This window comes from Micromonospora sp. S-DT3-3-22, from assembly GCF_015354745.1.
Taxonomy (GTDB): domain Bacteria; phylum Actinomycetota; class Actinomycetes; order Mycobacteriales; family Micromonosporaceae; genus Micromonospora; species Micromonospora wenchangensis.
Genome location: NZ_JACGMO010000034.1, coordinates 33,696 through 59,397, shown reverse-complemented (window position 1 = coordinate 59,397; position 25,702 = coordinate 33,696). Strand labels below are relative to the sequence as shown.

Annotated in this window: 23 protein-coding genes and 2 pseudogenes; 14 read left to right on the top strand and 11 right to left on the bottom strand. The window is 72.9% G+C overall.

The genetic code is table 11. The features are described from left to right. A pseudogene (locus tag H1A17_RS12855) lies at positions 1 to 793 on the bottom strand (hypothetical protein); the annotation flags it as partial. A gap of 123 nt (positions 794 to 916) precedes the next feature. Further along, a complete protein-coding gene (locus H1A17_RS12850) occupies positions 917 to 2,494 on the bottom strand; it encodes a C40 family peptidase (protein ID WP_145917437.1) in 1,578 nt (525 codons plus the stop codon). Positions 2,495 to 2,740: 246 nt separating this feature from the next. Here H1A17_RS12850 and mqnE point away from each other — a divergent pair, with 246 nt between their 5' ends. From mqnE to H1A17_RS12835, 3 genes are all read left to right on the top strand, one after another. After that, entirely contained in the window at positions 2,741 to 3,910 is a 1,170-nt protein-coding gene (gene mqnE / locus H1A17_RS12845; protein WP_145917438.1) for an aminofutalosine synthase MqnE, read from the top strand. Between the two features lie 23 nt (positions 3,911 to 3,933). Continuing rightward, positions 3,934 to 4,374, top strand: coding sequence for a hypothetical protein (locus tag H1A17_RS12840; RefSeq protein WP_145917439.1), 441 nt, complete (start codon positions 3,934 to 3,936; stop codon positions 4,372 to 4,374). Positions 4,375 to 4,540: 166 nt separating this feature from the next. Continuing rightward, complete coding sequence (locus tag H1A17_RS12835) at positions 4,541 to 4,813, top strand: DUF4229 domain-containing protein (protein WP_145917440.1); 273 nt, start codon at positions 4,541 to 4,543, stop codon at positions 4,811 to 4,813. A gap of 136 nt (positions 4,814 to 4,949) precedes the next feature. Here the strand turns inward: H1A17_RS12835 and H1A17_RS12830 are convergent, their stop codons facing one another. Continuing rightward, entirely contained in the window at positions 4,950 to 6,380 is a 1,431-nt protein-coding gene (locus H1A17_RS12830) for a C39 family peptidase (protein WP_228543433.1), read from the bottom strand. Positions 6,381 to 6,584: 204 nt separating this feature from the next. On the opposite strand from H1A17_RS12830, the pseudogene H1A17_RS12825 reads away from it, so the two are divergent. From H1A17_RS12825 to H1A17_RS12810, 4 genes and pseudogenes are all read left to right on the top strand, one after another. After that, positions 6,585 to 7,892, top strand: a pseudogene (locus tag H1A17_RS12825) (M14 family metallopeptidase); the annotation flags it as partial. Positions 7,893 to 8,254: 362 nt separating this feature from the next. Beyond that, positions 8,255 to 9,193 carry an ABC transporter substrate-binding protein gene (locus H1A17_RS12820; protein ID WP_194821943.1) on the top strand — a complete coding sequence of 313 codons (939 nt, stop codon included), beginning with the start codon at positions 8,255 to 8,257 and terminating at the stop codon, positions 9,191 to 9,193. Positions 9,194 to 9,290: 97 nt separating this feature from the next. Continuing rightward, on the top strand, positions 9,291 to 10,325 hold the full coding sequence (locus tag H1A17_RS12815; protein WP_194821944.1) for an iron ABC transporter permease: 1,035 nt from the start codon (positions 9,291 to 9,293) through the stop codon (positions 10,323 to 10,325). Further along, positions 10,322 to 11,113 (top strand): ABC transporter ATP-binding protein, encoded by a 792-nt coding sequence (locus H1A17_RS12810; protein ID WP_145917445.1) that lies wholly within the window; start codon positions 10,322 to 10,324, stop codon positions 11,111 to 11,113. The genes H1A17_RS12815 and H1A17_RS12810 overlap by 4 nt, the downstream gene beginning before the upstream one ends. Before the next feature lie 18 nt (positions 11,114 to 11,131). Here the strand turns inward: H1A17_RS12810 and H1A17_RS12805 are convergent, their stop codons facing one another. From H1A17_RS12805 to H1A17_RS12780, 6 genes are all read right to left on the bottom strand, one after another. Then, positions 11,132 to 11,893, bottom strand: a complete 762-nt coding sequence (locus tag H1A17_RS12805) for a VOC family protein (RefSeq protein WP_168222605.1) — start codon at positions 11,891 to 11,893, stop codon at positions 11,132 to 11,134. A 91-nt stretch (positions 11,894 to 11,984) separates the two neighbouring features. Further along, on the bottom strand, positions 11,985 to 12,722 hold the full coding sequence (locus tag H1A17_RS12800) for an ABC transporter permease (RefSeq protein ID WP_145917447.1): 738 nt from the start codon (positions 12,720 to 12,722) through the stop codon (positions 11,985 to 11,987). Positions 12,723 to 12,734: 12 nt separating this feature from the next. Next, entirely contained in the window at positions 12,735 to 13,643 is a 909-nt protein-coding gene (locus H1A17_RS12795; protein WP_194821942.1) for an ABC transporter ATP-binding protein, read from the bottom strand. Continuing rightward, positions 13,640 to 13,951, bottom strand: a complete 312-nt coding sequence (locus H1A17_RS12790; protein ID WP_088646174.1) for a transcriptional regulator — start codon at positions 13,949 to 13,951, stop codon at positions 13,640 to 13,642. Before H1A17_RS12790 ends, H1A17_RS12795 begins: the two co-directional genes overlap by 4 nt. Beyond that, on the bottom strand, positions 13,948 to 14,574 hold the full coding sequence (locus H1A17_RS12785) for a transporter (protein ID WP_145917449.1): 627 nt from the start codon (positions 14,572 to 14,574) through the stop codon (positions 13,948 to 13,950). Before H1A17_RS12785 ends, H1A17_RS12790 begins: the two co-directional genes overlap by 4 nt. Before the next feature lie 65 nt (positions 14,575 to 14,639). Then, positions 14,640 to 16,772 (bottom strand): AAA family ATPase, encoded by a 2,133-nt coding sequence (locus tag H1A17_RS12780; RefSeq protein WP_145917450.1) that lies wholly within the window; start codon positions 16,770 to 16,772, stop codon positions 14,640 to 14,642. A 271-nt stretch (positions 16,773 to 17,043) separates the two neighbouring features. Here H1A17_RS12780 and H1A17_RS12775 point away from each other — a divergent pair, with 271 nt between their 5' ends. Continuing rightward, the gene (locus tag H1A17_RS12775) at positions 17,044 to 17,895 is read left to right on the top strand and encodes a menaquinone biosynthetic enzyme MqnA/MqnD family protein (RefSeq protein ID WP_145917451.1); all 852 of its coding nucleotides are present in this window, start codon (positions 17,044 to 17,046) and stop codon (positions 17,893 to 17,895) included. A gap of 34 nt (positions 17,896 to 17,929) precedes the next feature. Here H1A17_RS12775 and H1A17_RS12770 read toward each other — a convergent pair whose 3' ends face one another. Together H1A17_RS12770 and H1A17_RS12765 are read right to left on the bottom strand one after the other, a co-directional pair. Beyond that, a complete protein-coding gene (locus H1A17_RS12770) occupies positions 17,930 to 18,880 on the bottom strand; it encodes a serine hydrolase (protein ID WP_145917452.1) in 951 nt (316 codons plus the stop codon). Further along, positions 18,880 to 19,863: a hypothetical protein gene (locus H1A17_RS12765; RefSeq protein ID WP_145917453.1), complete on the bottom strand. Its 984-nt coding sequence runs from the start codon at positions 19,861 to 19,863 to the stop codon at positions 18,880 to 18,882. The genes H1A17_RS12770 and H1A17_RS12765 overlap by 1 nt, the downstream gene beginning before the upstream one ends. Positions 19,864 to 20,232: 369 nt before the next feature. Between H1A17_RS12765 and paaA the strand changes: the two genes are divergently transcribed. From paaA to mqnC, 6 genes are all read left to right on the top strand, one after another. Next, positions 20,233 to 21,318: a 1,2-phenylacetyl-CoA epoxidase subunit PaaA gene (paaA, locus tag H1A17_RS12760; protein ID WP_194821941.1), complete on the top strand. Its 1,086-nt coding sequence runs from the start codon at positions 20,233 to 20,235 to the stop codon at positions 21,316 to 21,318. After that, positions 21,315 to 21,626, top strand: coding sequence for a 1,2-phenylacetyl-CoA epoxidase subunit PaaB (gene paaB / locus H1A17_RS12755; protein WP_145917455.1), 312 nt, complete (start codon positions 21,315 to 21,317; stop codon positions 21,624 to 21,626). Before paaA ends, paaB begins: the two co-directional genes overlap by 4 nt. Beyond that, positions 21,623 to 22,348 (top strand): 1,2-phenylacetyl-CoA epoxidase subunit PaaC, encoded by a 726-nt coding sequence (gene paaC, locus H1A17_RS12750; protein WP_145917456.1) that lies wholly within the window; start codon positions 21,623 to 21,625, stop codon positions 22,346 to 22,348. The genes paaB and paaC overlap by 4 nt, the downstream gene beginning before the upstream one ends. Before the next feature lie 25 nt (positions 22,349 to 22,373). After that, the gene (gene paaD / locus H1A17_RS12745; RefSeq protein WP_194821940.1) at positions 22,374 to 22,850 is read left to right on the top strand and encodes a 1,2-phenylacetyl-CoA epoxidase subunit PaaD; all 477 of its coding nucleotides are present in this window, start codon (positions 22,374 to 22,376) and stop codon (positions 22,848 to 22,850) included. After that, positions 22,847 to 23,959 (top strand): 1,2-phenylacetyl-CoA epoxidase subunit PaaE, encoded by a 1,113-nt coding sequence (gene paaE / locus H1A17_RS12740; protein ID WP_145917458.1) that lies wholly within the window; start codon positions 22,847 to 22,849, stop codon positions 23,957 to 23,959. The genes paaD and paaE overlap by 4 nt, the downstream gene beginning before the upstream one ends. Positions 23,960 to 24,474: 515 nt before the next feature. After that, a complete protein-coding gene (mqnC, locus tag H1A17_RS12735; protein ID WP_194821939.1) occupies positions 24,475 to 25,665 on the top strand; it encodes a cyclic dehypoxanthinyl futalosine synthase in 1,191 nt (396 codons plus the stop codon). The last annotated feature ends 37 nt before the right edge of the window (positions 25,666 to 25,702 follow it).

Below are 25,702 nucleotides of genomic sequence, written 5' to 3'. Positions count from 1 at the left end.
GCGGTGGACCGGGCAGCGGCGGGACCGGTGCGGGGAACGGGCTGGGGGTCGGCGGCTCGGGAGTGCCCGGCGTCGGGGCCGGCCCGGGCGTGGGGGCCGGCGACGGTTCGGGGGCGGGCTCCGGTTCCGGCGTCGGCGGGGTGGGAGGCTGGACCGGCTCCGGGGGCTGCGCGGGCTCTGGTGGCTCCGGGTTGACCGGCGTCGACCGGTACACCCCGGGGGCGGCGTCCCCGGGCCGGGTGCCCGCGTCGGCCGCCGCGCCCTCCGCCTCGGCGGCGGAGACCCGGCTGAGCCCGGGGACGGAGACGCTGGCCCGTGCCGGGCCGCCGTCCGAGCCGTCGCGCTGCCCGGGAACGGTCGCCGGGCCGGGCGGGCCGCCGCCGGTGGGGTCGTCCGGGTCGGACGCCCGGGAGGTCGGGGCGGTGACCGGGCCGCCCGGGGTAGGGCCGCCGTCGGCGGAGCCGGCCGGCTCGGGTGTTCGGGAGGCCGGGACGGCCGGGTCGGCGGCGGCCGGGGTACCGGCCCGGTAGGTGGTCGCGGTCGTCGACGCCGCCGGCAGGTCCTCGCCCTCGGGCGGGGCGGTCACGGTACGTACGCTAGCCGTGGCGCGGGCCGTGCCGTCGACGGGCGGGCCGGGCCGGACCGGGGTGCTGGTGACCCGGTCGGGGCGGGGCGGGGCGTCGCCGGGTTCCGGGGTGGCCCGCCCGGCCTCGTCGGCGTGAGCGGTGGGTCCGGCCGGGTCGGGCACCGGTCCCCGGTCGACGTGCCCCACCGGAACCTCTTGCTCGCCCATGATCGCCCTCCGTGCACCCTCGCACCCGCGTCCCGCGAACGGTGACCGGATGTGCCTCGTGTCACCGTGCCACATCTCGTCCCGTCGGCACAGCCGGAGTGCCGACGGGACGGTGGCGGCCGGTCAGCTCCCGGTGCTCGCCGAAGCGCCCGCCGACGCCGGGGCGGACGCCGACCGGCTGCTCTCCACGGTGCCGCTGTCCTGCGGGCTCGGGGTGCCGGAACCGGTGAGGCTCGGCGTCGGGTCGGCGGTCCTGGTCGGCGTGGGGTCCGGCGGTGTGGAGGTGACCGACGGCCTCGGGGTGGCCGGCGGCTTCGTCGGCGCGGTGGTCGACCCTCCGGTGGGCCGGGGCGTGGGCGTGGTCGGCTTCGGCGACGCCGTGGTGGGCTTCGGCGTGGGGGTGGTGGGCTTCGGCGACGCCGTGGTGGGCTTCGGGGTCGGCGGCGGGGGCTGGGTGACCGGGGCCCCGGGGCTGTTCACCGCGCCGACGACGCGGGTGGAGGCGTAGAGGCCGGACCACCGCACCTGGGAGATCTTGACCACGTCCCCGCTGCGCGGCGCCTGCACCATCCGCCCGTTGCCGATGTACATCGCGACGTGGTGGATGGTCGTCCAGCTGCTACCCGAGGCGAAGAAGAGCAGGTCGCCGGGGAGCAGGGCGCTCTGCGAGACCGTCCGGCCGCGGGTGGCGTAGTACTGGTCGCGGGCGACCCGGGGCAGGTCGTAGTAGCCCGCCGACCGGTAGGCCGCCCACATCAGACCCGAGCAGTCGAACCGGTCCGGGCCCTCGGCCGCCCAGAGGTACGGGTCGCCGAGCTGCGCCAGCGCGTACCGCACGGCGGCGAGCGCCTGCGGGCTGGCGTTCAGGCCGCTGCTGCTCTGCCCCTCGACGTACGCCGACCCGAGCTTCTGCTCGGCGGCCTCCTGCTGCTTCTCCAGGGCGATGAGCTGGGCCTGGTTGTCCGCCCGCAGCTTGGCGATCTTGGCGTCGTTGTCGCGCAGCGCCTTCTGTACCGCGGCGAACTGGTCCTCGGCCCGCCGGACCCGGTCGGTGGCGGCGGTGACCGCCTGGGCGGCGACCTGCTCGGCCGTACGGGCCCGGGAGAGTTCACCGGCCGCCGCCGTGGTCTCGCCGTCGGCCTGCTCGCCCCGGGAGACCCGTTGCAGGACGCTCAGCCCGTGCAGGTCGCGGGCGAACTCGCCGGGCGGCAGGGCGGCGGCGGCCTTGAAGGCGTCCGCGGCGACGGCGTTGGCCCGCTGCTCGGCCACGGTCAGCGCGCCCCGGGCCCGGGTCAGCTCGCCCTGTACGCCGGTGAGCTGCACCCGGGCGTCGTCGCGCTGCTTTTCGAGCTGGAGGAGCTGGTCGGCGAGCTGACCGTTCTGCGCGGTCAGGGTGTCGATCTGGGACAGCAGCGGGCTGGTCGGGAGCCCGCCGACCGGCAGCGCGGTCGGGCTGCCGGGCTGGCCGGCGGTCGGATAGCCGGGAGCCGCCGCGCCGGGCAGTCGCAGCGCGCCGGTCGCCACCGGCCGGGAACCGGTGTCCGGGACGGTGTTGGGTAGTGCCGGGTCGGCGTAGACCGGGGTGGCCAGGGCCATCGCGGCGACCGCGCCGAGCAGGGCCGACCAGAGCGCCGGACGCAGCACCGGGGAGATCACCGGAACGCGTCGTCGCTGCCGTCGCCTGTGCCCGCTGTCGACCATTCCGCTCCCTGTGCCGCGTGATGGTGTCACCGCGTGAGGTGGGGCGCGGCGACCCGGAACGCCGCCGCTGTGCGCCGCGTCCCATCCTGTCTTACCGCACCGGGACAACGATGTCGATGCGGTGGCAGCTTGGAGAACCCTGGGAGTGCGGGTGAGGTAGGTCGCTGGCGGTGCCCGTCCTGCCGACCTGTCGGTCGTCCGACGTAGGCTCGATCGGACCGCAGGTGGAAGGGACGTGGCTTTTCGATGGACGCCGGACTCAAGCGTGAGCTCGAAGAGAAGGTGTACGCGGGGGAGCGACTGACCCGCTCGGACGGGATCGCCCTCTACGAGAGCGACGACCTGACCTGGCTGGGCCGGCTGGCCCACCACCGGCGTACGGAGTTGAACGGCGAACGGGTGATGTTCAACGTCAACCGGCACCTCAACCTGACGAACGTCTGTTCCGCCTCGTGTGCGTACTGCTCCTTCCAGCGCAAGCCGGGCGAGAAGGACGCGTACACGATGCGTATCGAGGAGGCGGTCCGCAAGGCCAAGGAGATGGAGGACGAGCAGCTCACCGAGTTGCACATCGTCAACGGCCTGCACCCCACCCTGCCCTGGCGCTACTACCCCAAGGTGCTGCGCGAGCTGAAGGCGGCGCTGCCCAACGTCAAGCTCAAGTGCTTCACCGCGACCGAGGTGCAGTGGTTCGAGAAGATCAGCGGCCTGTCCGCCGACGAGATCCTCGACGAGCTGATGGACGCCGGCCTGGAGTCGTTGACCGGCGGCGGCGCGGAGATCTTCGACTGGGAGGTCCGCCAGCACATCGTCGACCACAACTGCCACTGGGAGGACTGGTCGCGGATCCACGCGTTGGCCCACGCCAAGGGCATGAAGACCCCGGCGACGATGCTCTACGGCCACATCGAGGAGCCCCGGCACCGGGTCGACCACGTGCTGCGGCTGCGCGAGTTGCAGGACCAGACCGGCGGGTTCGCGGTCTTCATCCCGCTGCGCTACCAGCACGACTTCGTCGACTCGGCGGACGGCAAGATCCGTAACCGGATCCAGGCGCGGACCACGATGGCGTCGCCGGCCGAGTCGCTCAAGACGTTCGCGGTCTCCCGGCTGCTGTTCGACAACGTCCCGCACCTGAAGAACTTCTGGGTGATGCACGGCCTGTCGGTGGCCCAGCTCTCGCTCAACTTCGGCGTGGACGACCTGGACGGCTCGGTCGTCGAATACAAGATCACTCACGACGCCGACTCGTACGGCACCCCGAACACCATGCACCGCGACGACCTGCTGCACCTGATCTGGGACGCCGGTTTCCAGCCGGTGGAGCGGGACACCCGCTACAACGTCGTCCGCGAGTACGACCGGGCGCCGTCGCTGGCGTCTCGGCGTGCCGAGCCGCAGCAGGTCTGGGCCTGACCCGGCCGTATGCTCGTCACACCATGACCGGACAGCAGCCGACCGCGCAGCAGCGCAGCGGGTTTCCCCGCCGGGACGCCGAGGGACGCATCCTGACCCTGGGCGACCTGCTCGGGGTGAGCCTCGCCGGCTGGGTGATCGGCGTGCTGGCGCTGGTGCTCTTCGACTGGGCGTTCGCCGTGGCCGGCGCGGGTGACTTCGGCCGTACCAGCGGCTGGCTCGCGGTGATCCTGCCGGCCTGGCTGTTCTGGGACGACTTCCGGGCCTGGGACTTCGGCGCGGCCCGGGTGGTCGCGGCGTTGTCCGCCGCAGTGGTCGCGGTGCTCGCCGGGCTGCTGGTGGCGGGCCTGGCGTCCGGGCTCGCGCCGCTGTTCACCGGCGGGTTGGCCGCGCTCGCGTTCACTATCGGGTACGCGGTGCTCTGGTTCCAGGGCGTGCACTGGCTGGCCCGCCGCACGGGTTGAGCCACCGGCGTCGGAGCCCCGACGCAGAAGCAGGGAGTGGGGAAAGACGTGAGCGCGAGGAGTGAGCGGGTTGTGCGAGCCCCGCAGTCGCGAGCTGGGGTGGTCTGGTGAGCGCGAGGAGTGAGCGGGTTGTGCGAGCCCCGCAGGCACGGGTCGAGGCGGTCTGGTGAGCGCGGCGGTCAAGTACACGTTGGCCCGGATCGGGCTGTTCCTGCTGGTCGTGGTGGCACTGTGGCCGGTCGGGATGAACCTGTTCCTCAAGCTGATGGTGGCGTTGATCTTCTCGGCCGCTGCGTCGTTCTTCCTGCTCCGGGGCTGGCGGGACCAGATGGCCGAGGAGGTGGCCGCCGCCGCCGAGCGACGCCGGGCGGAGAAGGAGCGGCTGCGCTCCGCCCTGGCCGGCGACGACCACCCCGCCGAGGGCGACCCGCGCACCTGACGCCCCACCGGGTGGTGCCTCAGCCCGCCCAAGATCCACTCCAGATCGGCCCAATGGCGGTATCGCCGCCGGAGTCATACCGCTATTTCGACTCCCGAGAGTGGATCTTGGGCGGGGCGGGTGGGGCTGGGTGGGGTCACCAGTTGGTGGAGCCGGGGACTACCGGCCAGGGGCGGTCGGTCGGCTTGATCAGGTAGGCGATGCCGCCCGAGCCGCCGGCCACGGTGCCGTTGGCCCGGTGCCGCTTGGTCCGTAGCCAGATCTGCTCGAACTGGTCGCGTCGGTAGACGTTGCGTACCTCGGCGTTGGACGCCGACGCCGGGTCGTTGACGATCACGTCACCGTCGGCGGTGAAGCCGACGATCACGAACAGGTGCCCGGAGGTGCCGTAGTTCGACCCGTCCAGTTCGGTGTCGAGGAAGGACTGCGAGGTGACCACGGGGATGCCGGCGCGGATGAAGCGTTCCGCCTCGTCGAGGGAGTGCAGCCGGGTCACCCGGGCCTCGATGCCGGGGAAACTAGCCGCGTACGCGGTGTTGAACGGCCAGTTGCCCGCGCCCTCGTACTCGTTGTCCCAGGTCATCCGGGCGGCGTGGACGACCTGCGGGTCGGGGTGGCCGGGCTCGATCCAGGACAGGTCGGCCGCCGACGGGAGCCTGCGGTAGTACTCCAGCACCATCGTGGTGGACGTCGGGCTGCACCAGACCTGGCCGCCGCCGCCCCACTCGGGGTAGCTGCCCCGGTGGATCATCTGGGATCGGGCGGGCACCGGCAGTTCGATGCCCCAGGCGATGCGGCCCCGGCTGGGCGGGACGGTGAACCGGTCCGGCACGTGTGAACTCATCGCGCCGAGCATCCGGACCCGGGGTGCGGCGGCCTGGCCGGGCACGCGGTAGAGGGTCAACCGGAGCTGGTACGACCGCAGCAGCACTCCGGCGTCGGCGTCGTCGATGGCGAACGTGTCGGTCCACACGCTGGACCAGGGGTCACCCTGACCGTCCAGGGTGGCCCGGGCGATGTCCTGGTCGCCGGAGGCCCAGCGGGCCATGACGTACCACGGGGTGTGGCCGCCGGTGGAGTAGGTGCCCTGGAGTTCGACCTGGAGCCAGGTGCCGGCGGGGGTGTCGGCGTTCCAGGAGGCGACGAGTTCGGTGGCGTCGAAGCCGATCGGGGTGGGCGGTGAGGTCCAGGTGGAGTATTCCCAGGTGCGGGTGGTGCCGGTGTGTTCGTCGGTGAACTCGGTGGTGCCGGCGGGTCGGCCCATGGTGAGGCCGGCGCGGTGGCCGGGTGCGGCGTGGGTGCCCCGGTGGGTGCCGGCCCGCCAGTCGGGGTACCGGGACCACTCCTGGAAGGTGATCTGCTCGTCGTGCCCCCCGGCGGGAGGACGGTCCCCGGCGGGAGGACGGTCCCCGGCGGGAGGACGGTCCCCGGCGGGAGGACGGTCCCCGGCGGGCGGGTGCGCCCCGGTGGATGACGGGCCGCCGGCCCGGACGGGTGCGGTGCTGGCGAGCAGGGTGAGGGTGGCGATGCCGACCAGGGCGACCGTGCGCAGGGCTCTGCTGGACATGGCAACTCCGCGGGGTGGGGAATCGTTGCCGTTCACTGTCCCGCCTGGCAGGAAGTTTCGCCAGATGGTGTCATCAAGAAAACCATTGCCGGTATGACGATCCGGTCGGGATGGTGGGAGATAGTCACGGATATTGATATGACCATGTGACTGCTGGTGAAGTGGGCGCACAACGGGATACCCCGTACCCCGAGGAGGATGTCCATGGCCTTCCGCACCTCCCCCTTCCGTCGTCGCCTGGCGCTCGCCGTCGTCGCCGGCCTCGGTCTCACCGCCGTCGCCACTGGGCCGGTCTCCGCCCGCCCGGCCCCGGAGCCCGAGCCCGCCGCCGTCAGCTACCGCGTGCTCGGTCCGCGTACCCTCGCCGACCGCAACGCGGTCGCCCGCACCGGCGCGGCCATCGACTCCGCCGAGCACGGCGTGCTGTACGTCTCGGCCAACCGGTCCGAGGCCGCCGCTATCACCCGGCTCGGCTTCCGGCTGGAACGGGAGGTCGAACCGGCCCCCGCCGAGGGTGCCCGCGCCAACGCCTTCCCGCCGGCCGACTCGAACTACCACGACTACGCCGAGCTGACCACAGTGGTCAACCAGGTGGTCGCCGACCACCCGGCGATCGCCCGCAAGATCAGCATCGGCAAGTCGTACGAGGGCCGCGACCTGATGGCGGTGAAGATCTCGGACAACGTCGGCACCGACGAGGCCGAACCGGAGATCCTGTTCAACGCCCAGCAGCACGCCCGCGAGCACCTGACCGTCGAGATGGCGATCTACCTGCTCAACCTGTTCACCGACAGCTACGGCAGCGACTCGCGGATCACCAACATCGTCAACTCCCGGGAGATCTGGATCGTCCCCACGGTCAACCCGGACGGCAGCGAGTACGACATCGCCACCGGCTCCTACCGGTCCTGGCGCAAGAACCGGCAGCCCAACAGCGGCGCGGCGGCGGTCGGCACCGACCTGAACCGCAACTGGGGCTACAACTGGGGCTGCTGCGGCGGCTCGTCCGGCACGCCGTCGTCGAGCACCTACCGGGGGCCGTCCGCCTTCTCCGCGCCGGAGACCAAGGCGCTGCGGGACTTCGTCAACAGCCGGGTCGTCGGCGGGGTGCAGCAGATCAAGGCCAACATCGACTGGCACACCTACTCGCAGCTGGTGCTCTGGCCGTTCGGCTACACCACGGCGAACACCCCCAGCGGGATGACCGCCGACCAGTACAACACCTTCGCCACCCTCGGGCAGCGGATGGCGGCCACCAACGGCTACACCCCCGAGCAGTCCAGCGACCTCTACATCACCGACGGCGACAGCCTCGACTGGATGTGGGCGACCCACAAGATCTGGGCGTACACCTTCGAGATGTACCCCGGGTCGTCCGGGGCCGGCGGCGGCTTCTACCCGCCCGACGAGGTGATCCCCGCCCAGACCTCCCGCAACAAGGAGGCGGTGCTGCTCCTGTCCGAGTACGCCGACTGCCCCTACCGGGTGATCAACAAGCAGAGCACGTACTGCTGAGTTACCGGACGTGATTCCCGGGTGGGGTCCCGTAAGCCCCCGACGGGGCCCCACCCACCCCTCCCGTCCGGACGATCTTCGCTGGTCGTGCGCTACCGTGGCACCCGATCGACCGCAGCGAAGCCGGTGCGAAACCGGCGCTGTCCCGCAACTGTGATGACCCACCGAGGCTCCCCGCCCTGCGCCGGAGCCGCCGCGACGCCCGGCCCGACGTGGCCGGCGTCGCCGTGTGTGGGGACGAGCCAGGTCGCCTGCGGTCGGTCGCGACACGCGCTCTCGAGGAAGGGCGCCTCGCGGACGGGCACGCACCGCGCGCCCTGTCGGCGAAGCACCACGCTCCTCGACCGACAGGAGGCCAGATGTCCCGACGTACCCCCCGGTTGTTCGCCGTCACCCTCGCGGTGGCCGCCCTCGCCCTCGGCGCGTGCGCCGAGAAGACCTCCTCCGACACCCCCGCCGCCGGCGGCAGCTCCGGTGCGGCGGCCTTCCCGGCCACGGTGGGCAACCTCACCCTGGAAAAGCGGCCCGAGAAGATCGTCTCGTTGTCGCCCACCGCGACCGAGATGCTCTTCGCCATCGGCGCAGGCCCGCAGGTCACGGCCGTCGACGACCAGTCGAACTTCCCGGCCGACGCGCCCAAGAGCGAGCTGTCCGGCTTCCAGCCCAACGCCGAGGCGATCGCCGGCAAGAACCCCGACCTGGTGGTCCTCGCCAACGACACCAACAAGATCATCGCCCAGCTCACCGCGCTGAAGGTCCCGGTGCTGCTCACTCCGGCGGCGACCACCCTCGACGACACCTACCGGCAGCTCACCGACCTGGGCACGCTCACCGGGCACCCGACGGAGGCGGCCGACGTCACCGCCCGGATGAAGGACGAGATCGGCAAGCTCACCAAGGACCTGCCGCAGCGGTCGACGAAGCTGACCTACTACCACGAGCTGGGGCCGGAGCTGTACAGCGCGACCAGCAAGACCTTCATCGGCTCGATCTACGCGCTGGCCGGCCTGGAGAACATCGCCGACGCCTCCGACGCCGACGGCAAGAACGGCGGATACCCGCAGCTCTCCCAGGAGGTCATCGTCAAGGCGAACCCCGACTTCGTCTTCCTGGCCGACGTCAAGTGCTGCCAGCAGAGCGCCGACACGGTCAAGGCCCGCAGCGGCTGGGCCGGCGTCACCGCCGTCAAGAACAACCAGATCGTCGCGCTCGACGACGACATCGCCTCGCGCTGGGGGCCGCGCGTGGTCGACCTGCTCCGGTCGATCGTCGACGCCACCGCCAAGGTGCCCGCGTGACGGTCCGCTGACCGTGCGGTCCACCACACCCGCACCGGCCGGGACGCGCGACGCGTCCCGGCCGGCCCGCGTCACCGGTACGCCCCGGCCGGCCGGCCTGCGCAAGCGCTGGCTCGCCGCCGGGGTGCTCGCCGTGCTGGTGGCCCTGGTCGCCGGGGTGTCCCTCGGCCCGGTCAGCCTGCCGCCCGGCAGCGTCGCCGCCGAACTGCTCAACCTGCTGCCGGGGGTACGCCTCGACAGCGGGCTCACCGAACGCGAGATCGCCATCGTCACGGAGCTGCGGCTGCCCCGGGTGGTGCTCGGCCTGCTCGTCGGCGGCCTGCTCGCCCTGGCCGGCGGCTGCTACCAGGGCGTGTTCCGCAACCCGCTGGCCGACCCGTACCTGCTGGGGGTGGCGGCCGGCGCGGGGTTCGCGGTGACCGCGGTGATCACGCTGGGCGGCGTCGGGGCGGGCGGTGCGCTGACCGGGATGCCGGTCACCATCCCGCTCGCCGCGTTCGTCGGCTCGCTCGGTGCGGTCGCCCTGACGTACCTGCTCGGGGCGGCCGGCGGGCGGGACCGCTCCCCGGCCACCCTGATCCTGGCCGGGGTCGCGGTGTCCGCGTTCCTCGCCGCCGGGCAGACGTACCTGCTGCAACGGCACTCCGACAGCATCCAGCAGGTCTACTCCTGGCTGCTCGGCCGGTTGGGCACCGCCGGCTGGGGTGACGTGCGGCTGATCCTGCCGTACTTCGTGCTGACCACCGTGGTGGTCCTGCTGCACCGGCGGGAACTCGACGTGCTCTCCGTCGGCGACGACGAGGCGGGCAGCCTCGGCCTGCACCCGCAACGTTCCCGCTACCTGCTGATCGCCGCCGCCTCGCTGGGCACCGCCGCCGCGGTCTCCGCCTCGGGGCTGATCGGCTTCGTCGGGATCATCGTGCCGCACACCGTGCGGCTGCTGGCCGGGTCGAGCCACCGGGTCATCCTGCCGCTGTCGCTGCTCTTCGGCGCGGCGTTCCTGGCGCTGACCGACGTGGTCGCCCGGACCGCCGCCGCTCCCGCCGAGATCCCGATCGGCGTGGTCACCGCCCTGCTCGGCGGCCCGTTCTTCGTCCTGGTCCTGCGCACCGCCCGCCGGGTTTTTCCATGAACGTGCCGGCGGTGCAGGTGCGGGGGCTGCACGTGCGGCTCGGTGGGGCGGTGATCCTGGCCGGCGTCGACCTGACGGTCGCCAGCGGCGAATGGGTCACCGTGATCGGGCCGAACGGCGCCGGCAAGTCGACCCTGCTGCGCGCCGTCGGCGGCCTGCTGCCCGCCCCGGGCGCGGTCTCCCTCTTCGGTACGCCGTCCGGCGCGCTGCGTCGCCGGGAGCGGGCCCGGGTGGTGGCGACGGTGGCGCAGTCCCCGGTGGTGCCGGCGGGCATGTCGGTGTTCGACTACGTCCTGCTGGGGCGGACCCCGTACATCGCGCCGCTGGGCCGGGAGTCGGCGGCCGACCTGGCCGCCGTGCACGACGTCCTCGACCGGCTGGACCTGACCGGGTTCCACGGGCGGGAGCTGGCCACCCTCTCCGGCGGGGAGCGGCAGCGGGTGTTCCTGGCCCGTGCCCTCGCCCAGGGCGCCACCCTGCTGCTGCTGGACGAGCCGACCAGCGCGCTGGACATCGGCCACCAGCAGGAGGTGCTGGAGCTGGTCGACCAGCTCCGCCGCACGCACGGCCTCACCGTGCTCGCCACCATGCACGACCTCTCCGTCGCCGGCGAGTACGCCGACCGGATGGTGCTGCTCGCCGACGGCCGGGTCGTCGCGGCGGGCCCGCCCGACCAGGTGCTCACCGAGGAGTTGCTGTCCCGCCACTACCGGGCCCGGGTCCGGGTCGTTCCCGGCGACCACGGTCCGCTGGTGGTGCCCAGCCGTCCCGGCCCGCCGCGGCACTGACCTGCGGCGTCACCGTCGTCAGGCGGGATCGGTGGCGGGGTGGAGCAGGGAGAACCGGGCGCCTCCGGGGTCGCGCAGGGTGCTCCGGCGGCCCAGCAGGGTGTCCCGGGGCGGGGTGAGGATGGTGCCGCCGAGGGTGGTGGCGCGGGCGGCGGCCGCGTCGACGTCGGCCACCGCGAAGAACACCGACCAGTACGCCGGCCGCGCCGGGTCGGGGGTGGGTAGCATCCCGGCCACGATCCGTGCCCCGCACCGCCAGCCGGTGTAGCCGGGCCCGCCGGCGGGCTGCTCCTCCGGGTGCCAGCCGAAGACCAGCTCGTAGAAGACCTTCGCGCCCTCCGGGTCGGGGCTGACCAGCTCGTTCCAGCACATCGCGCCGGGGGCGTCGAGCAGTTCCGCCCCGGGCGTCCGCATCGGCTGCCAGACGCTGAACACCGCGCCGGCCGGGTCGGCGAAGACCGCCATCCGGCCGGCGTCGAGGACGTCGAACGGGGCGACCAGCACCTGACCGCCGGCTGCCCCGACCCGGGTGGTGACCAGGTCGGCGTCGTCGGTCGCCACGTACGTCGACCAGACCGGCTCCCGGCCCGGGTCGGCCGGCGGGCCGGCGCCCGCCACCGCCCGGCCGTCCCTGTGGAAGGTGGTGTACCCGGCCATCCGGGGTTCCGGCGCGATCCGGCCGGTCCAGCCGAACAGCTCGGGGTAGAACCGCCGGGCGGCGTCCAGGTCGGGGGTCGCCAGGTCGGTCCAGCAGGGCGTGCCTGCGGCGACGGTGCGCACGTCGACCCCTCTCGGCTCGGGGCGTACGGGTGGACGCCCTGCCGGCATCGTGGCACCGGGCGGCGGCCACCGGGCCGAACCGGCGTACAGGTCAACTGAACCGGCGACCCTCGTCCCGCCGGTATGCCCAGCCGGAGACCGTGGCGAGCAGCACGATCCAGACCCCGAGCATGGCCAGGGCGAGCGGGTCCGGCTGCCAGTCGCCGACCGCCGCCCACATCAGCTCGACCGCGCCCCGGGTGGGCAGGAACGGGGCGACCACCTGGATGAAGCCGGGCGCGTCGCCCGGCGCGGAGAGCAGGCCGCCGCCGAAGGCCAACGGGAAGAAGATGACCTGCGCGACGACGATCGCGGCCTTGCTCGGCAGCGAGTAGCCGATGGCGAGCCCGAGCAGGGTGAACGGCACCGAGACCACGGCCACGGTGGCCGCGCCGAGCAGCAGCCCGACCGGGGTGATCCGGGCGGCCGTGGCGACCGCCGCGATGACCACGACGGGCAGCATCGACAGGTACGTCAGCACCAGCCCGGCCAGGATCCGCCCGGCCAGTCGGGGTCCCGGCCCGGCCGGCAGGGTCCGGGTGTACGGGTTCCACGGCTGGTCGCGGTCCTCGGCGACGCCGACGCCGTACTGGAAGATGTTGGCGCTCATCACCGCGAAGGTGACCATCGCGGCGGTGGCGTAGGTGGCACCGGTCGGGTCGTCCCCGGCGAACGGGACGACGAAGAAGAGCATCGCGGCGGCGGGGAAGAACGCGCTGCCGACCACGGCGACGGGGATGCGGATGGTTTCCAGGAGCTGGTAGCGGGCGTGGACCAGGGTGAGCGGCACGGCGTCGACTCCTCAGGCGGTGGGTCGGGCACCGACGGCGGTGCCGGTGGCGGTGGCCGGGTCGGCGGTGATGGCGAGGAACGCCTCCTCCAGCGAGGTGGGGCGGACCTCCAGCTCGCGGAACGTCACCCCGGCGGTGACGAGGTCGCGGACCAGTTGGTCGGCGTCGGTGGTGAGCAGGTGGGTACGTCCCTCGGTGTGTTCGGTGGCGACCACGCCGGGCAGCGCCGGCAGGTCGTCGGCGACGAGGCTGACCCGGCGGACGCCGACGATGCCCCTGATCGCGGCGGTGGTGTCGTCGGCGAGCACCCGGCCCTGCCCGAGCACCACGACCCGCTGCGCCAACGCCTCGACCTCTTCGAGGTAGTGGCTGCTCAGCAGCACCGTCCCGCCGTCGGCGTGGAACGACCGGATGGCCTCCCACAGGGTGTGCCGGGCCTCGACGTCCAGCCCGGTGGTCGGCTCGTCGAGGACGACCAGCCGGGGCCGGCCGACGAACGCCAGCGCGACGGCGAGCCGACGCCGCTGGCCGCCGGAGAGCCCGCCGGTCTGCCGTCGTACCTGGTCGGTGAGGCCGAACCGGTCGAGCAACTCGCCCCGGGGCACCGGGTCGGGGAAGTGCGCGGAGACGAAGTCGACCACCTCGCCGACGCGGAGGGTGCCGGGCAGACCGGTTTCCTGCGGGGTGACCCCGAGTTGCCGCCTCGACGCCGGCTGGCGGGGGTCGCCGCCGAAGAGTTCGACCCGGCCGGCGGTGGGCCGGCGCAGCCCGACCAGCAGGTTGATCAGGGTGCTCTTGCCGGCCCCGTTCGGGCCGAGGAGGCCGACGAGTTCGCCGGCGGAGACGGTGAGGTCGGCCCGGTCGAGGGCGAGGACGTCGCCGTACCGGCGGGTGGCCTGGTCGGCTCGGGCGAGGATCATCGGGGCTCCCGGGGGTCGGCGGGGTCGAGCAGGGCGCGGATGTTCTCGGTGTATTCCTCGAACGCCCGCCGTCCGCGCCGGCTGAGCCGGACCAGGGTGGTCGGGGTGCGTCCGCGGTGGGTCTTGTCGATCTCGACGTAGCCGGCGTCCTCCAGCTTGCGCAGGTGGACGGAGAGGTTGCCGGCGGTCATCGCGAGCAGTTCCTGGAGGCGGGGGAAGGTGATCCGGTCGCCGTCGGCGAGGGTGGCCAGGGTGACCACCACCCGCAGCCGGGCCTGGGCGTGGATGACCGGGTCGAGTTCGCTCATCCGTGCCGCCGCCGGGCGAGCGCGCCGGCCACCAGCAGTCCGCCGCCGCCGGCCACCGACACCACCAGGGCGTGCCAGCCGGGGCCGGCGATGACGCCGACGATGTTGACTGCGGTGAGCCAGACGCCGAGGCGGAACAGGGTGCGGTCGAGCCAGATCGCGCCGCCGGCCATGTGCAGGGCGCCGGTGAGCCCGACCGACAGCGCCGACCAGAGCAGCCCGGCGAGGTCGGGCGGCAGGCTGTCGGTGACCCGGCCGATCACCACGGACAGGCCGAAGAACCCGAGGCCCCAGGCGGTGCCGTACCACCTGCCGCGCCGGGCCGACTCGCCGGCGACGTGCCGGTAGGCGCGGGCGCTGCCCACCCCGAAGACCACGGCGGCGGCGGCGAGCAGCACGAAGAGCAGGGTCAGCGGTAGCCAGGCGGGCATCGGTACGAGGGTGCGGCCGTCGGGGGAGAAGCGCAGGAAGTAGACCCCGAAGCCGATCAGCCAGGCGAACCCCCACGGCCAGTAGTGCACCCGGGGGTCGGGTTCCAGCCCGCGGACGGTGCTGGCCTGTTGCTCGCGGATCAGCCGCATCGCCGCGGCGGCGTCGATCGGGGCGTCGTCTTCGGGGGTCATGCAAACTACTTTAAAACACAAAGTCGAGTGCGCGGCCGTCCGGGTCGGCCACCGGACAGCGGGGCTCAGGCCGGCGTCGGATCACCCGACGGGTCGGCCAGCGGGTCGGGCAGCGGGGCGGTGTGCAGCACCGACAACCGGGACACCGCACGGGTCAACGCCACATAGAGGCGGTGCAGGCCCCGTGGCTCGGCGGCCACGATCGCCGCCGGCTCGACCACCACCACCTGGTCGTACTCCAGGCCCTTGACCAGGGTCGCGGGGACCACGGTGACCCGCACCGAGGCGGTCGGGTCGTCGGCGGTCGCGGTCGGCACCCCGGCGTCCGCCAGCGCCGCCCGCAGCCCGTCCACCGCGTCGTCGGCGGCGATCACCCCGACCGAACCGTCGTGCCCGAGCGCCGCGCGCACCTCGGCCACCGTCGCCGCCGCCAGGTCGGTCACGGTACGCACGTCGAGCGCGCCGTCGCGGCGCAGCGACACCGCCGGCGGTACGTCGACCGCCAGCGCCGGCAGCAGCCGGTTGGCGAACGCGACCACCACGGCCGGCACCCGGAACCCGACGCTCAGCGGCACCACCACCGCGTCCGGCTTGCCCAGGTGGGCCAGGGACTCCCGCCAGTCGGTCGCCGCCCACGGCGCGGTGCCCTGGGCCAGGTCGCCGAGCAGGGTGATCGAACCGTGCTCGCTGCGCCGGGCGATGGCCCGGCACTGCATCGGCGAGAGATCCTGCGCCTCGTCGACGACGACGTGCCCGAAGCCGGTGGGCCGTTCGATCAGCCCGGCCGCCTCGTCGATCAGCACCGTGTCGGCGGCGGTCCACCGGGTCGCCTTCGGCGTGCGGCCGAGCCTCGTGCCGACCGTGACGGCACCCGACCGGCTCCTGACCGACCCGGTGCCGGTCGGGTCGGTGGGGGTCGCCCCGCCGCGCAGCAGGGCCTGCTCGTCGGGGGTGAGCAGGCCATCGGCGGCGGCGGCGAGCACGGCCGGGTCACCGAGCACCGCGTGCACCAGCCCCTCCGGGGTGAGCGCCGGCCAGGCCGCGTCGAGGAAAGCGGTGACCGGGCGGGCCTTCCCCATCCGGCGCAGCCAGGCGTCGCCCGGCGACTCGGCCCGGCGGGCCTCGGCCTGCCGTTGCAGCAACCCGACCACCCGGGCCCGCACCCGCTCCCGCCCGGTGTCGTACGGCAGGCCCTCCCGACGGGTCTCCTCGACCACCCGGTGCAGCGGGTCCAGGCCGATCCGCCAGCGGAACGACCCGTCCGACACCATGATCGGCTCGGTCGGGGCGGTGATCCGCTGGTCCGCCGCCCGACGCAGCACCCCGGCCATCCGTGGGTCGTGCTTGAGCGCGGCGACCGCCGGATCGTCGACCGCGCGGACGGGCACCCGGGCGACCAGGTCCTCCACGGTGGCCTGGGCCACCTCGACCTCGCCGAGGGCGGGCAGCACCGCCGCGATGTACGACAGGAACGCCCGGTTCGGGCCGACGATCAGCACCCCGGCCCGGCGCAGCCGTTCCCGGTGCAGATAAAGCAGGTACGCGGCGCGGTGCAGCCCGACCGCCGTCTTGCCGGTGCCCGGCGCGCCCTGGACGCAGATCGAGTCGGCCAGGTCGGCCCGGACCAGTTCGTCCTGCTCGGGCTGGATGGTGGCGACGATGTCGCGCATCGGCCCGACCCGGGGGCGTTCGATCTCGGCGGTGAGGATGCGGCTGGCCGTGCCCAGTTCCTCGCCCCGGTCCAGGTGCTCGTCCTCGAAGCTGGTCAGCGCCCCGGCGCTGAACCCGAACCGTCGTCGTACCGCGACGCCCTGCGGGTCCCGGGCGCTGGCCCGGTAGAACGAGCGGGACACCGGGGCCCGCCAGTCCAGCACCAGCGGTTCGCCCCGGTCGTCGGTGACGTGCCGCCGGCCGACGTGGTAGCCCCGCCCGGCGTGCTCCCGGTCGGCGGGGCCGAAATCCAGGCGGCCGAAGAAGAGCGCGGTGGTCGGGTCATCGGCCAGCTCGGCGACCCGCCGGGCCAGGTGCCGGCCGAGCTGCTCGGCGGTGTACGCGTCCCCGGCGACCTTGTCGCCGGTGGCGAAGAGCGACTCGGCGCGGTCGCGCATCCGGCGCAGGGCCTGCCGGGAGGTTGCCAGGTGGGCCCGCTCGGCGGCGAGCTCGTCGTCCAGGGACTGTTCGGGGGCGTGCAGGGTCATCCTCGTACTCCTCGACACGGGAAGAACGCTGCCGCTCGCGTTTCCGACCCGTGGTCGGCGCGGGGACGTCCGCTGCGGTGCTACACACCTCGGCCGTCGGGCGGGACAAAGTAGCCTACTACCGCCGACCGGCCCGGCAACCGAATTACGGCCGCAGCAGCGGGGCCGCCCGTGATCGGACCAGGTCGGTCCGGTGGGAGGCGGTGCGGGCTTGGCCACTGTCCGGGCCTCCCGGTGAGCCGGTACGGGCCGGCGGGGATACGGTCGGGGCATGGTTGAGCGCGTGGCACGTCCCCGGGTCGGGCACATCCAGTTCCTGAACTGCCTGCCGATCTACTGGGGGCTGATGCGTTCCGGCGCGCTGCTCGACGTCGACCTGCACAAGGACTCGCCGGACCGGCTCAGCGCGGCGTTGGTCGCCGGTGACCTGGACATCGGCCCGATCTCCCAGGTGGAGTACCTGCGGCACGCCGACGAGCTGCTGCTCCTGCCGGATCTGGCGGTGGGCAGCGACGGGCCGGTGCTCTCGGTCAACGTGGTCTCCACCAGGCCGCTGGCCGAGCTGGACGGCCGCCGGGTCGCGCTCGGCTCGACGTCGCGGACCGGGGTGCTGCTGGCGCAGCTCCTGCTTGCCGACCGGTACGGCGTCCACCCGGAGTACTTCCGCTGCCCGCCGGACCTGACCCAGATGCTGCTGGAGGCCGACGCCGGGGTGCTGATCGGTGACGTGGCGCTGCGCGCCCTCTACGAGGCGCCGGGTCGGGGGCTGGCGGTGACCGACCTGGGTCAGGCGTGGCGGGAGTGGACCGGGCTGCCGATGGTGTTCGCCGTCTGGGCGGTCCGCCGGGACTTCGCCGCCGCGCATCCGGGCCTGGTCAAGGAGGTGCACGAGGCGTTCCTGCGCTCCCGTGACCTGTGCCTGGCCGAGCTGGACCAGGTGGCCGAGGCGGCGGCCCGCTGGGAGCCGTTCGACGCGGCGACCCTGGCCACGTACTTCCGTACCCTCGACTTCTCGCTGGGTGGGCGGCAGGTCGCCGGCCTGCGCGAGTTCGCCCGCCGCGCGGCGGCGACCGGCGAGGCGCCCGCCCTGCCCGAGGGCGGCCCGGAGTTCTTCGCCGGCTGACCTGCCGGCCCGGCTCCGGACCGGCCGGTTTGGGTCAGGTGCTGGGGCCGATCAGGGCTTCGGTGATCTTCTGGCAGTTCTTCATGCCGTACTCGTAGCCCATGTCGATCGGGTAGCGGACCATCACGCCCATCGTCCAGGTGTCGCCGATGGCCAGGCAGTTGATGTGCATCTCCTGCTCGCGGGTCCGGTCGATCCAGCCGTTCTTGATGGCGATCTTCTTCTGCTCGGCCGCCGGGAACGCCTTGCGGATGCCGAAGTCACCCGAGCCCCGGACCAGCTTCATCTCGTTGAGCAGCCACTTGGTCCACGTGGGGCCGGCGGCGCGACCGTCGGCGATGCAGTTGCCGAGCCGGGCGGCGTCGCGGGGGGAGAGGTTGGTCCGGCTCCAGCCACCGTCGGCGGCCACGCTGCTGTCGGTGAGCTTGCACAGCGAGAGCAGCCGCTTGATCGAGGCGGACCGGCCGACCCCGTTGTAGAACTGCTCGGCCCGGGTGTTGTCGCTGTCCCGGATGATCCGGGTGGCGTCGGCGAGCTTGGCGTCGCTCGGGGTCTGCCCGTTCTCGGCCGCCCGCCGCAGGTAGTCGGCGACGATCCACGACTTGATCAGCGAGGCGGTGGTGCTGGTCTCGGCCATGTTGTCCGAGCCGATGATCGTGCCGGTCCGGCGGTCCAGCACGCTCCAGGCGTACCAGCCCTTGATTTCGAGGTCGATGTCCCGGTCCGCGAAGGGCAGCGGTGTGAGCGACGGGGTCGGCGACGGTGCCGGGTTCGGCCGGCTGTGGCGGTCGACGGCCGACCCGGTGGACCGGGACGCGGTGGACGGGTCACCCCAGCGCGAGGCGGCGGTGGACTCCATCGGTGAGCCGGGGAGCAGCCGCAGCGAGACGAGCACGAGACCGGTGAGGACCGCGGCGACCGCGATGATCTTCAACGGCTGGTGGTCCCGTCGGGCGGAGCGGCGGGGCCGCCGGCTGCCCGGCATCAGAGCTTCCCGAGCGGCTGCGGCACCTTGAGCGCGGCGCCGGGCTGCGGGGTGACCAGCTGGGTGGCGACGCTGGCGCACACCTTGGCACCGTACGCCAACTGCTGGCGGACCGGGTAGCGCATCATCACGGCGAGGCTCCACTTGTCGGTGACGGCGAGGCAGCTGACATGCCAGTTGCCGTCGTAGCTGAGGGGGGTCCAGCCGTTCTTCATCGCGACCGGGCCCTGCTTGATGATTTCGTCGGGCAGACCGTCGACGATGCCCCACCGACCGCCGCCGGCACGGGCCAGCTGCTTGCTCACGCTGCCCCGGACCTGGGCCATCTCGTTGAGCACCCACTTGGTCCAGTGGGGGCCGGCGGCCTTGCCGTCGGCGATGCAGTCACCGAGCCGGACGGCGTCGCGGGGGGACATCCGGGTGAAGCTCCACCAGCCCTCGTAGCCGGGGACGTTGCCGCGCTTGGTGTCGGTCAGGCCGCAGATCTGGATGGCCCGCTTGAGCACGACACTGGGCTGGCCGCGATCCAGCGCCCGGTAGGAGCCGCCGGCCGCCGCGTAGATCCGGTTGGTGGCGTCGTCGTTGCTGTCCCGGATGGCCAGGCTCGCGTTCTTCAACATCGGTGCCGGCGGTTTCCGGTCGCCGAGCTCGCGCAGGTAGTCGGAGACGATCCAGACCTTGAGCATCGACTCGGTCGAGCTGGTCGAGGTCATGTTCTTCGAGCCGGAGAGCTGACCGGTCGTGCGGTCCTGCAGGGCCCAGGCGAAGAACTCCCCCTTGAAGTTCACCGAGACCGTGGTCCCGGCCAGGGTGGGCGCCGGGGGCGCGGTGGGCGTGGGCGCGGGCACCTTTTCGGCCGCGCCGCCGCCGCTGCCGCCGGTCGGGTCGTCGCCGGCGAGCTTGGCGTAGGCGGTCGGCACTAGCAGGCCGGTGCCGAGCAGCACCGCCAGAACGGCGAACACCATGATCACGCGAGATCGCATGCGTGGGTGAGCTCCAGATGTCAGGGCCGGGGGGACCGGCTGCTTCCGCGGGTATCGGCTCGACCGCCGAGGCCGGGGGAATGGCCTGTTTCTCGCTGGCGATCGTCGGTAGCCGATCGGTGGTGACCGGGGAAGTCTACGTCCGGACAGCCGACTCGCCAGAATCCGACGCACGGCAAACTGCCGGTAAGTCGAGATAAAGGCACGGTTTGCGCCCCTTGTAGGTATTCATCTTTGATCAGTGACCCAAGTCATAGCCGACCAGGTGTCCTGGTGTCGACCGGGCGCATCCGCCTGGTAACGGAAGGCGCTACTCAAATCCTGTTACACCCTCTGGTGTCATTGGAGGCGAGCTGTAACACTTGACGAATGTATGGCAACGACTTCGCCCCGGAGCAGGACGCGCCCGGCGGTGGCCTGCTCGGTCAGGTCGAGGCCGCCGAGGCGGCGCTGCGCGAGGCGGCGGCCCGCGCCCGGGAGGGCGATCCCATGCCCGGCGCGGACCCGGCGGCGTACTTCGCCGACGTGATCGACGCCGATCAGAAGATCGAACCCCGCGACTGGATGCCCGACGCCTACCGTCGGACGCTGGTCCGGCAGATCGCCCAGCACGCCCACTCGGAGATCATCGGCATGCAGCCCGAGGGGAACTGGATCAGTCGGGCCCCCTCGCTCAAGCGCAAGGCCATCCTGCTGGCCAAGGTGCAGGACGAGGCCGGCCACGGCCTCTACCTCTACGCCGCCGCCGAAACCCTGGGCGTCAGCCGCGACGAACTGGTCGAGCTGCTGCTCGACGGTCGGCAGAAGTACAGCTCGATCTTCAACTACCCCACCCTCACCTGGGCCGACGTGGGCGCGATCGGGTGGCTGGTGGACGGCGCGGCGATCGTCAACCAGGTCCCGCTGTGCCGCTGCTCCTACGGGCCGTACGCGCGGGCGATGATCCGGGTCTGCAAGGAGGAGTCGTTCCACCAGCGGCAGGGCTTCGAGATCCTGCACACCCTGGCGCACGGCACCCCGGTCCAGCGGGCGATGGCGCAGGACGCGCTCGACCGCTGGTGGTACCCGTCGCTGGCGATGTTCGGCCCACCCGACGGTGACTCCACCCACTCCGCGCAGTCGATGGCCTGGAAGATCAAGCGGTTCTCCAACGACGAGCTGCGGCAACGCTTCGTCGACATGTGCGTGCAGCAGGCGGAGATCCTCGGGCTCACCATCCCCGACCCCGACCTGCGCTGGAACGACGAGCGGCAGGCGTACGACTTCACCCAGCCCGACTACGACGAGCTGATGCGGGTGATCTCCGGTGAGGGCCCCTGCAACCGGCAACGGATGGAACACCGGCGACGGGCCCACGCCGACGGCGCCTGGGTCCGCGAGGCCGCCACGGCGTACGCCGCGAAGCGGGCCGCGCGGAGCCGGGCCACGGACCAGCGGGAGAAGGTGGCCGCGTGAGCGAGCAGAACGAACCACCCCGGGTGCCGGCGACCTCGCCGCTGTGGGAGGTCTTCGTCCGGGCCCGGCGGGGGCTGTCCCACACCCACGTCGGCAGCCTGCACGCCCCCGACGCCGAGCTGGCCCTGCGCAACGCCCGGGACCTCTACACCCGCCGGCAGGAGGGCGTCTCCATCTGGGTGGTGCCGGCCGGCGCGATCACCGCGTCCAGCCCCGACGAGAAGGACGCCTTCTTCGACCCGGCCGCCGACAAGGTCTACCGCCACCCCACCTTCTACGAGGTGCCGGACGGGGTGGCCCACCTGTGAACGGCCCCTTCGACTTCACCCTCGCCCTCGGCGACGACGCGCTGGTGGCCGCCCAGCGGCTCGGCGAGTGGGCCACCCGCGCGCCCGAGATGGAAGAGGACATCGCGCTGGCCAACATCGCCCTCGACCAGCTCGGCGCGGCCCGCCTGCTGCTGTCGTACGCGGGGGAGCTGGAGGGCGCCGGCCGGGACGAGGACGCGTTGGCGTACCTGCGCGACGACCGGGAGTTCCGCAACTGCCTACTGGTCGAGCTGCCCAACGGCGACTTCGCGGTGACCATGGTGAAGCTGCTGCTGCTCGCGGCGTACCAGGTGCCGCTCTACACCGCGTTGGCCGGCTGCCCCGACGAGCGGCTCGCCGCGATCGGCGCGAAGGCACGCAAGGAGTCCGCCTACCACCTGGACCACTCCGCGCTGTGGGTGAAGCGGCTCGGCGACGGCACCGACGAGTCGCACCGCCGCGCCCAGGCCGCGCTGGACCAGCTCTGGCCGTACCACCACGAGCTGTTCACGACGGACCCGGCGGCACCGGTCGACCCGGCCACCCTGCGGGCCGACTTCGACGCCGTGGTGCACCCGGTGCTGGCCGAGGCCACCCTGACCCGGCCGGAGACCGGCTGGACGCCGGGCGGCGGCCGTGACGGCGTGCACACCGAGCACCTGTCCTTCCTGCTGGCCGAGATGCAGGTGCTGCACCGCGCCCACCCCGGGGCCCGGTGGTGAGCGGGTCGGGCCGGGGACGGCAGCGGTGACCGACCCCAGGACGGCCGTCGCGGCGGTGGTGGACCCGGAGATCCGGGTGATCACCATCGACGAGCTGGGCATCCTGCGGGCGGTCGACGAGGAACCGGGCACCGGCCGGGTGGTCGTCACGATCACCCCCACCTACACCGGCTGCCCGGCGATGGACGTGATCCGGGCCGACATCCGGCGGGCGCTGACCGCCGCCGGGCACCCCGACGTCGAGGTCCGCACGGTCTACACCCCGGCCTGGAGCACCGACTGGATCTCCGCCGCCGGGCGGGCCAAGCTCGCCGCCGCCGGCATCGCCCCGCCCGCCCCGCGCGGCGACGGCACGGCGGTGCCGGTGACCCTGGCCGTCCGCTGCCCACGCTGCGGGTCGCCGGAGACCAGCCAGCTCAGCCGCTTCGGCTCCACCGCGTGCAAGGCGCTGTGGCGCTGCCGGTCCTGTTCCGAACCCTTCGACCACCTGAAGGCGCTGTGACTGTCACGATCACCCGGCCGGTGCGCCGCAGGCCGGTCTTCCACCCGCTGCCCGTGGCCGCCGTGGACCGGCTCACCGACGACTCGGTGTCGATCACGTTCGCCGTACCGGAGGACCTGCGCGGGACGTTCGCGTTCTCGGCCGGGCAGCACCTCACGGTCCGCCGTCCTGCCGACACCGACGGCACGGAGGTGCGCCGGTCGTACTCGATCTGCTCCACCCCCGACGAGCTGGCCCGGCACGGCCGGTTGCGGATCGGGGTGCGCGAGGTGCCGGGCGGGGCGTTCTCCGCGTACGCCTGCGGGGCGCTGCGCCGCGGCGACACCGTCGAGGTGCTGCCGCCGCTGGGGCACTTCACCTCCGCGTTCGCCCCGGACCGGGTCCGCCGCTACGGCGCGGTGGTCGCCGGCTCCGGCATCACCCCCGTGCTCGGGCTGGTCGCGACCGCGCTGGCGACCGAGCGGCACAGCACGTTCACCCTGGTGTACGGCAACCGCACGGCCAACTCGGTGATGTTCGCCGAGGAACTGGCCGACCTGAAGGACCGCTATCCGACCCGGCTGCACCTGGTGCACGTGCTGTCCCGGGAGATGGGTGAGTCGGCGCTGCTGTCCGGGCGGATCGACGCCGACCGGCTGACCCGGCTGCTCGACACCGTCGTGCCGGGCGATGCGATCTCCGAGTGGTTCCTCTGCGGCCCGTACGGGATGGTGGTGGACGCCAGGGCGGTGCTGGCGGGTCGCGGGGTGCCGGACACGGCGGTGCACACCGAACTGTTCCACGTCGACGCCCCACCCGAGCCGGTGCGCCGCGACGCCGACCGGCCCGGGGCCGGCACCGAGGTGACGATCGTGCTGGACGGGCGGTCGTCCCGGTTCACGATGGGCCGGCACGAGCGGGTGCTGGACGCGGCCCTGCGGGTGCGCGGCGAGCTGCCGTACGCCTGCAAGGGCGGGGTGTGCTCGACCTGCCGGGCGAAGGTGACCTCGGGTGAGGTCGCGATGGCCCGCAACTACGCGCTGGAGCCGGACGAGGTGGCCGCCGGATACGTGCTGACCTGCCAGGCCAGCCCGGTGACCGACGAGCTGACGGTCGACTACGACGGATAGCCGGGACTGCTTTTTCATGCCTCCCGGGATCCTGCCCGCCCTGCCCCGGTCCTCCCGCTACGAACGGTAGTCCTAAGTCTGTTGCGGGCCCTGTCGAGCTGATGACGTTGGCGGCTCACCCGAAACCGATCGGTCTCCGCCGCTGGCCAGGGCGGTCCGAACCCTGGGGCTCGCCGAGGAGGCGGGTGTCGGCGTGGATCCGGATGGTGCGGATCGCTCTCGACCTCGATGCCCGGGCGACGTCACGGTTGCTCAGTGACCTGGTCGACCGAGGGCTGCTGGTCCGCGTCTCCGGGTCACGCCGGGCACCTCGGTCACCTACGGTCCCGGTCCGGAGCTACCAGCCGCTGGCCGACGCCGACCGGGACGGAGCCGGTCGGTTGGAGCGGACGAGAATCCCCGCCTCGGTGAGCCGATCGGGCTTCGGTGGGCACACGAACGCTCGCGGTGCGGGACGCGTCACGGGTCGACGTACCACTCGGGGCCGGGCCGGGAGGTCGGCGTACGCTCGGGATGTGACGGCGAACCGGGAGATCGACGACATCCTGCAACGCGGCGCGGACGGTGGGCGGATCACGCCCGAGGAGGCGCTGCTGCTCTACACCGAGGCGCCCTTCCACGCGTTGGGCGAGGCGGCGGACGCGGTACGCCGGCGGCGCTACCCGGACAACATCGTCACCTACCTGATCGACCGCAACATCAACTACACCAACGTCTGCGTGACGGCGTGCAAGTTCTGCGCCTTCTACCGCGCGCCCAAGCACGCCGAGGGCTGGACCCACCCGACCGAGGAGATCCTGCGCCGCTGCGGCGAGGCGGTCGAGCTGGGCGCCACCCAGGTCATGCTCCAGGGCGGCCACCACCCGGACTACGGCGTGGAGTACTACGAGGAGCTGTTCTCCTCGGTCAAGAAGGCGTACCCGCAGCTCGTCATCCACTCCATCGGGCCGAGCGAGATCCTGCACATGGCGAAGGTCTCCCAGGTGAGCCTGGACGAGGCCATCGCCCGGATCAAGGCCGCCGGGCTGGACTCGATCGCCGGCGCCGGGGCCGAGATGCTGCCGGACCGGCCACGCAAGGCGATCGCCCCGCTCAAGGAGTCCGGCGCGCGCTGGCTGGAGGTCATGGAACTGGCCCACCGGCAGGGCCTGGAGTCCACCGCCACGATGATGATGGGCACCGGCGAGACCAACGCCGAGCGGATCGAGCACCTGCGGATGATCCGCGACGTGCAGGACCGCACCCGGGGGTTCCGGGCGTTCATCCCGTGGACGTACCAGCCGGAGAACAACCACCTCAAGGGCCGCACCCAGGCCACCACGCTGGAGTACCTGCGCCTGGTGGCGGTGGCCCGGCTGTTCTTCGAGACCGTGCCGCACCTGCAGGCGTCCTGGCTGACCACCGGCAAGGACGTCGGTCAGCTCGCCCTGCACATGGGCGTCGACGACCTCGGCTCGATCATGCTGGAGGAGAACGTCATCTCCTCGGCCGGCGCGCGGCACCGGTCCAACCTGCACGAGCTGATCGGCATGATCCGCTCTGCCGACCGGATTCCCGCCCAGCGGGACACCCTCTACCGTCGGCTGGCGGTGCACCACACCCCCGCCGACGACCCGACCGACGACCGGGTGGTGTCGCACTTCTCCTCGATCGCCATGCCCGGCGGTGGCGCCGGCCGTACGCTGCCGCTCGTCGAGGCCCGCTGAGCCACCCCGGCCGTCACGGGGAGTGACTGGACGGGCC

Coding starts and splice junctions, on each gene's coding strand:
- H1A17_RS12850 (WP_145917437.1), bottom strand. CDS start 2,494: ATGGTCGACAGCGGGCACAGGCGACGGCAGCGACGACGCGTTCCGGTG.
- mqnE (WP_145917438.1), top strand. CDS start 2,741: ATGGACGCCGGACTCAAGCGTGAGCTCGAAGAGAAGGTGTACGCGGGG.
- H1A17_RS12840 (WP_145917439.1), top strand. CDS start 3,934: ATGACCGGACAGCAGCCGACCGCGCAGCAGCGCAGCGGGTTTCCCCGC.
- H1A17_RS12830 (WP_228543433.1), bottom strand. CDS start 6,380: ATGTCCAGCAGAGCCCTGCGCACGGTCGCCCTGGTCGGCATCGCCACC.
- H1A17_RS12820 (WP_194821943.1), top strand. CDS start 8,255: ATGTCCCGACGTACCCCCCGGTTGTTCGCCGTCACCCTCGCGGTGGCC.
- H1A17_RS12810 (WP_145917445.1), top strand. CDS start 10,322: ATGAACGTGCCGGCGGTGCAGGTGCGGGGGCTGCACGTGCGGCTCGGT.
- H1A17_RS12795 (WP_194821942.1), bottom strand. CDS start 13,643: ATGATCCTCGCCCGAGCCGACCAGGCCACCCGCCGGTACGGCGACGTC.
- H1A17_RS12790 (WP_088646174.1), bottom strand. CDS start 13,951: ATGAGCGAACTCGACCCGGTCATCCACGCCCAGGCCCGGCTGCGGGTG.
- H1A17_RS12785 (WP_145917449.1), bottom strand. CDS start 14,574: ATGACCCCCGAAGACGACGCCCCGATCGACGCCGCCGCGGCGATGCGG.
- H1A17_RS12780 (WP_145917450.1), bottom strand. CDS start 16,772: ATGACCCTGCACGCCCCCGAACAGTCCCTGGACGACGAGCTCGCCGCC.
- H1A17_RS12775 (WP_145917451.1), top strand. CDS start 17,044: ATGGTTGAGCGCGTGGCACGTCCCCGGGTCGGGCACATCCAGTTCCTG.
- H1A17_RS12770 (WP_145917452.1), bottom strand. CDS start 18,880: ATGCCGGGCAGCCGGCGGCCCCGCCGCTCCGCCCGACGGGACCACCAG.
- H1A17_RS12765 (WP_145917453.1), bottom strand. CDS start 19,863: ATGCGATCTCGCGTGATCATGGTGTTCGCCGTTCTGGCGGTGCTGCTC.
- paaA (WP_194821941.1), top strand. CDS start 20,233: ATGTATGGCAACGACTTCGCCCCGGAGCAGGACGCGCCCGGCGGTGGC.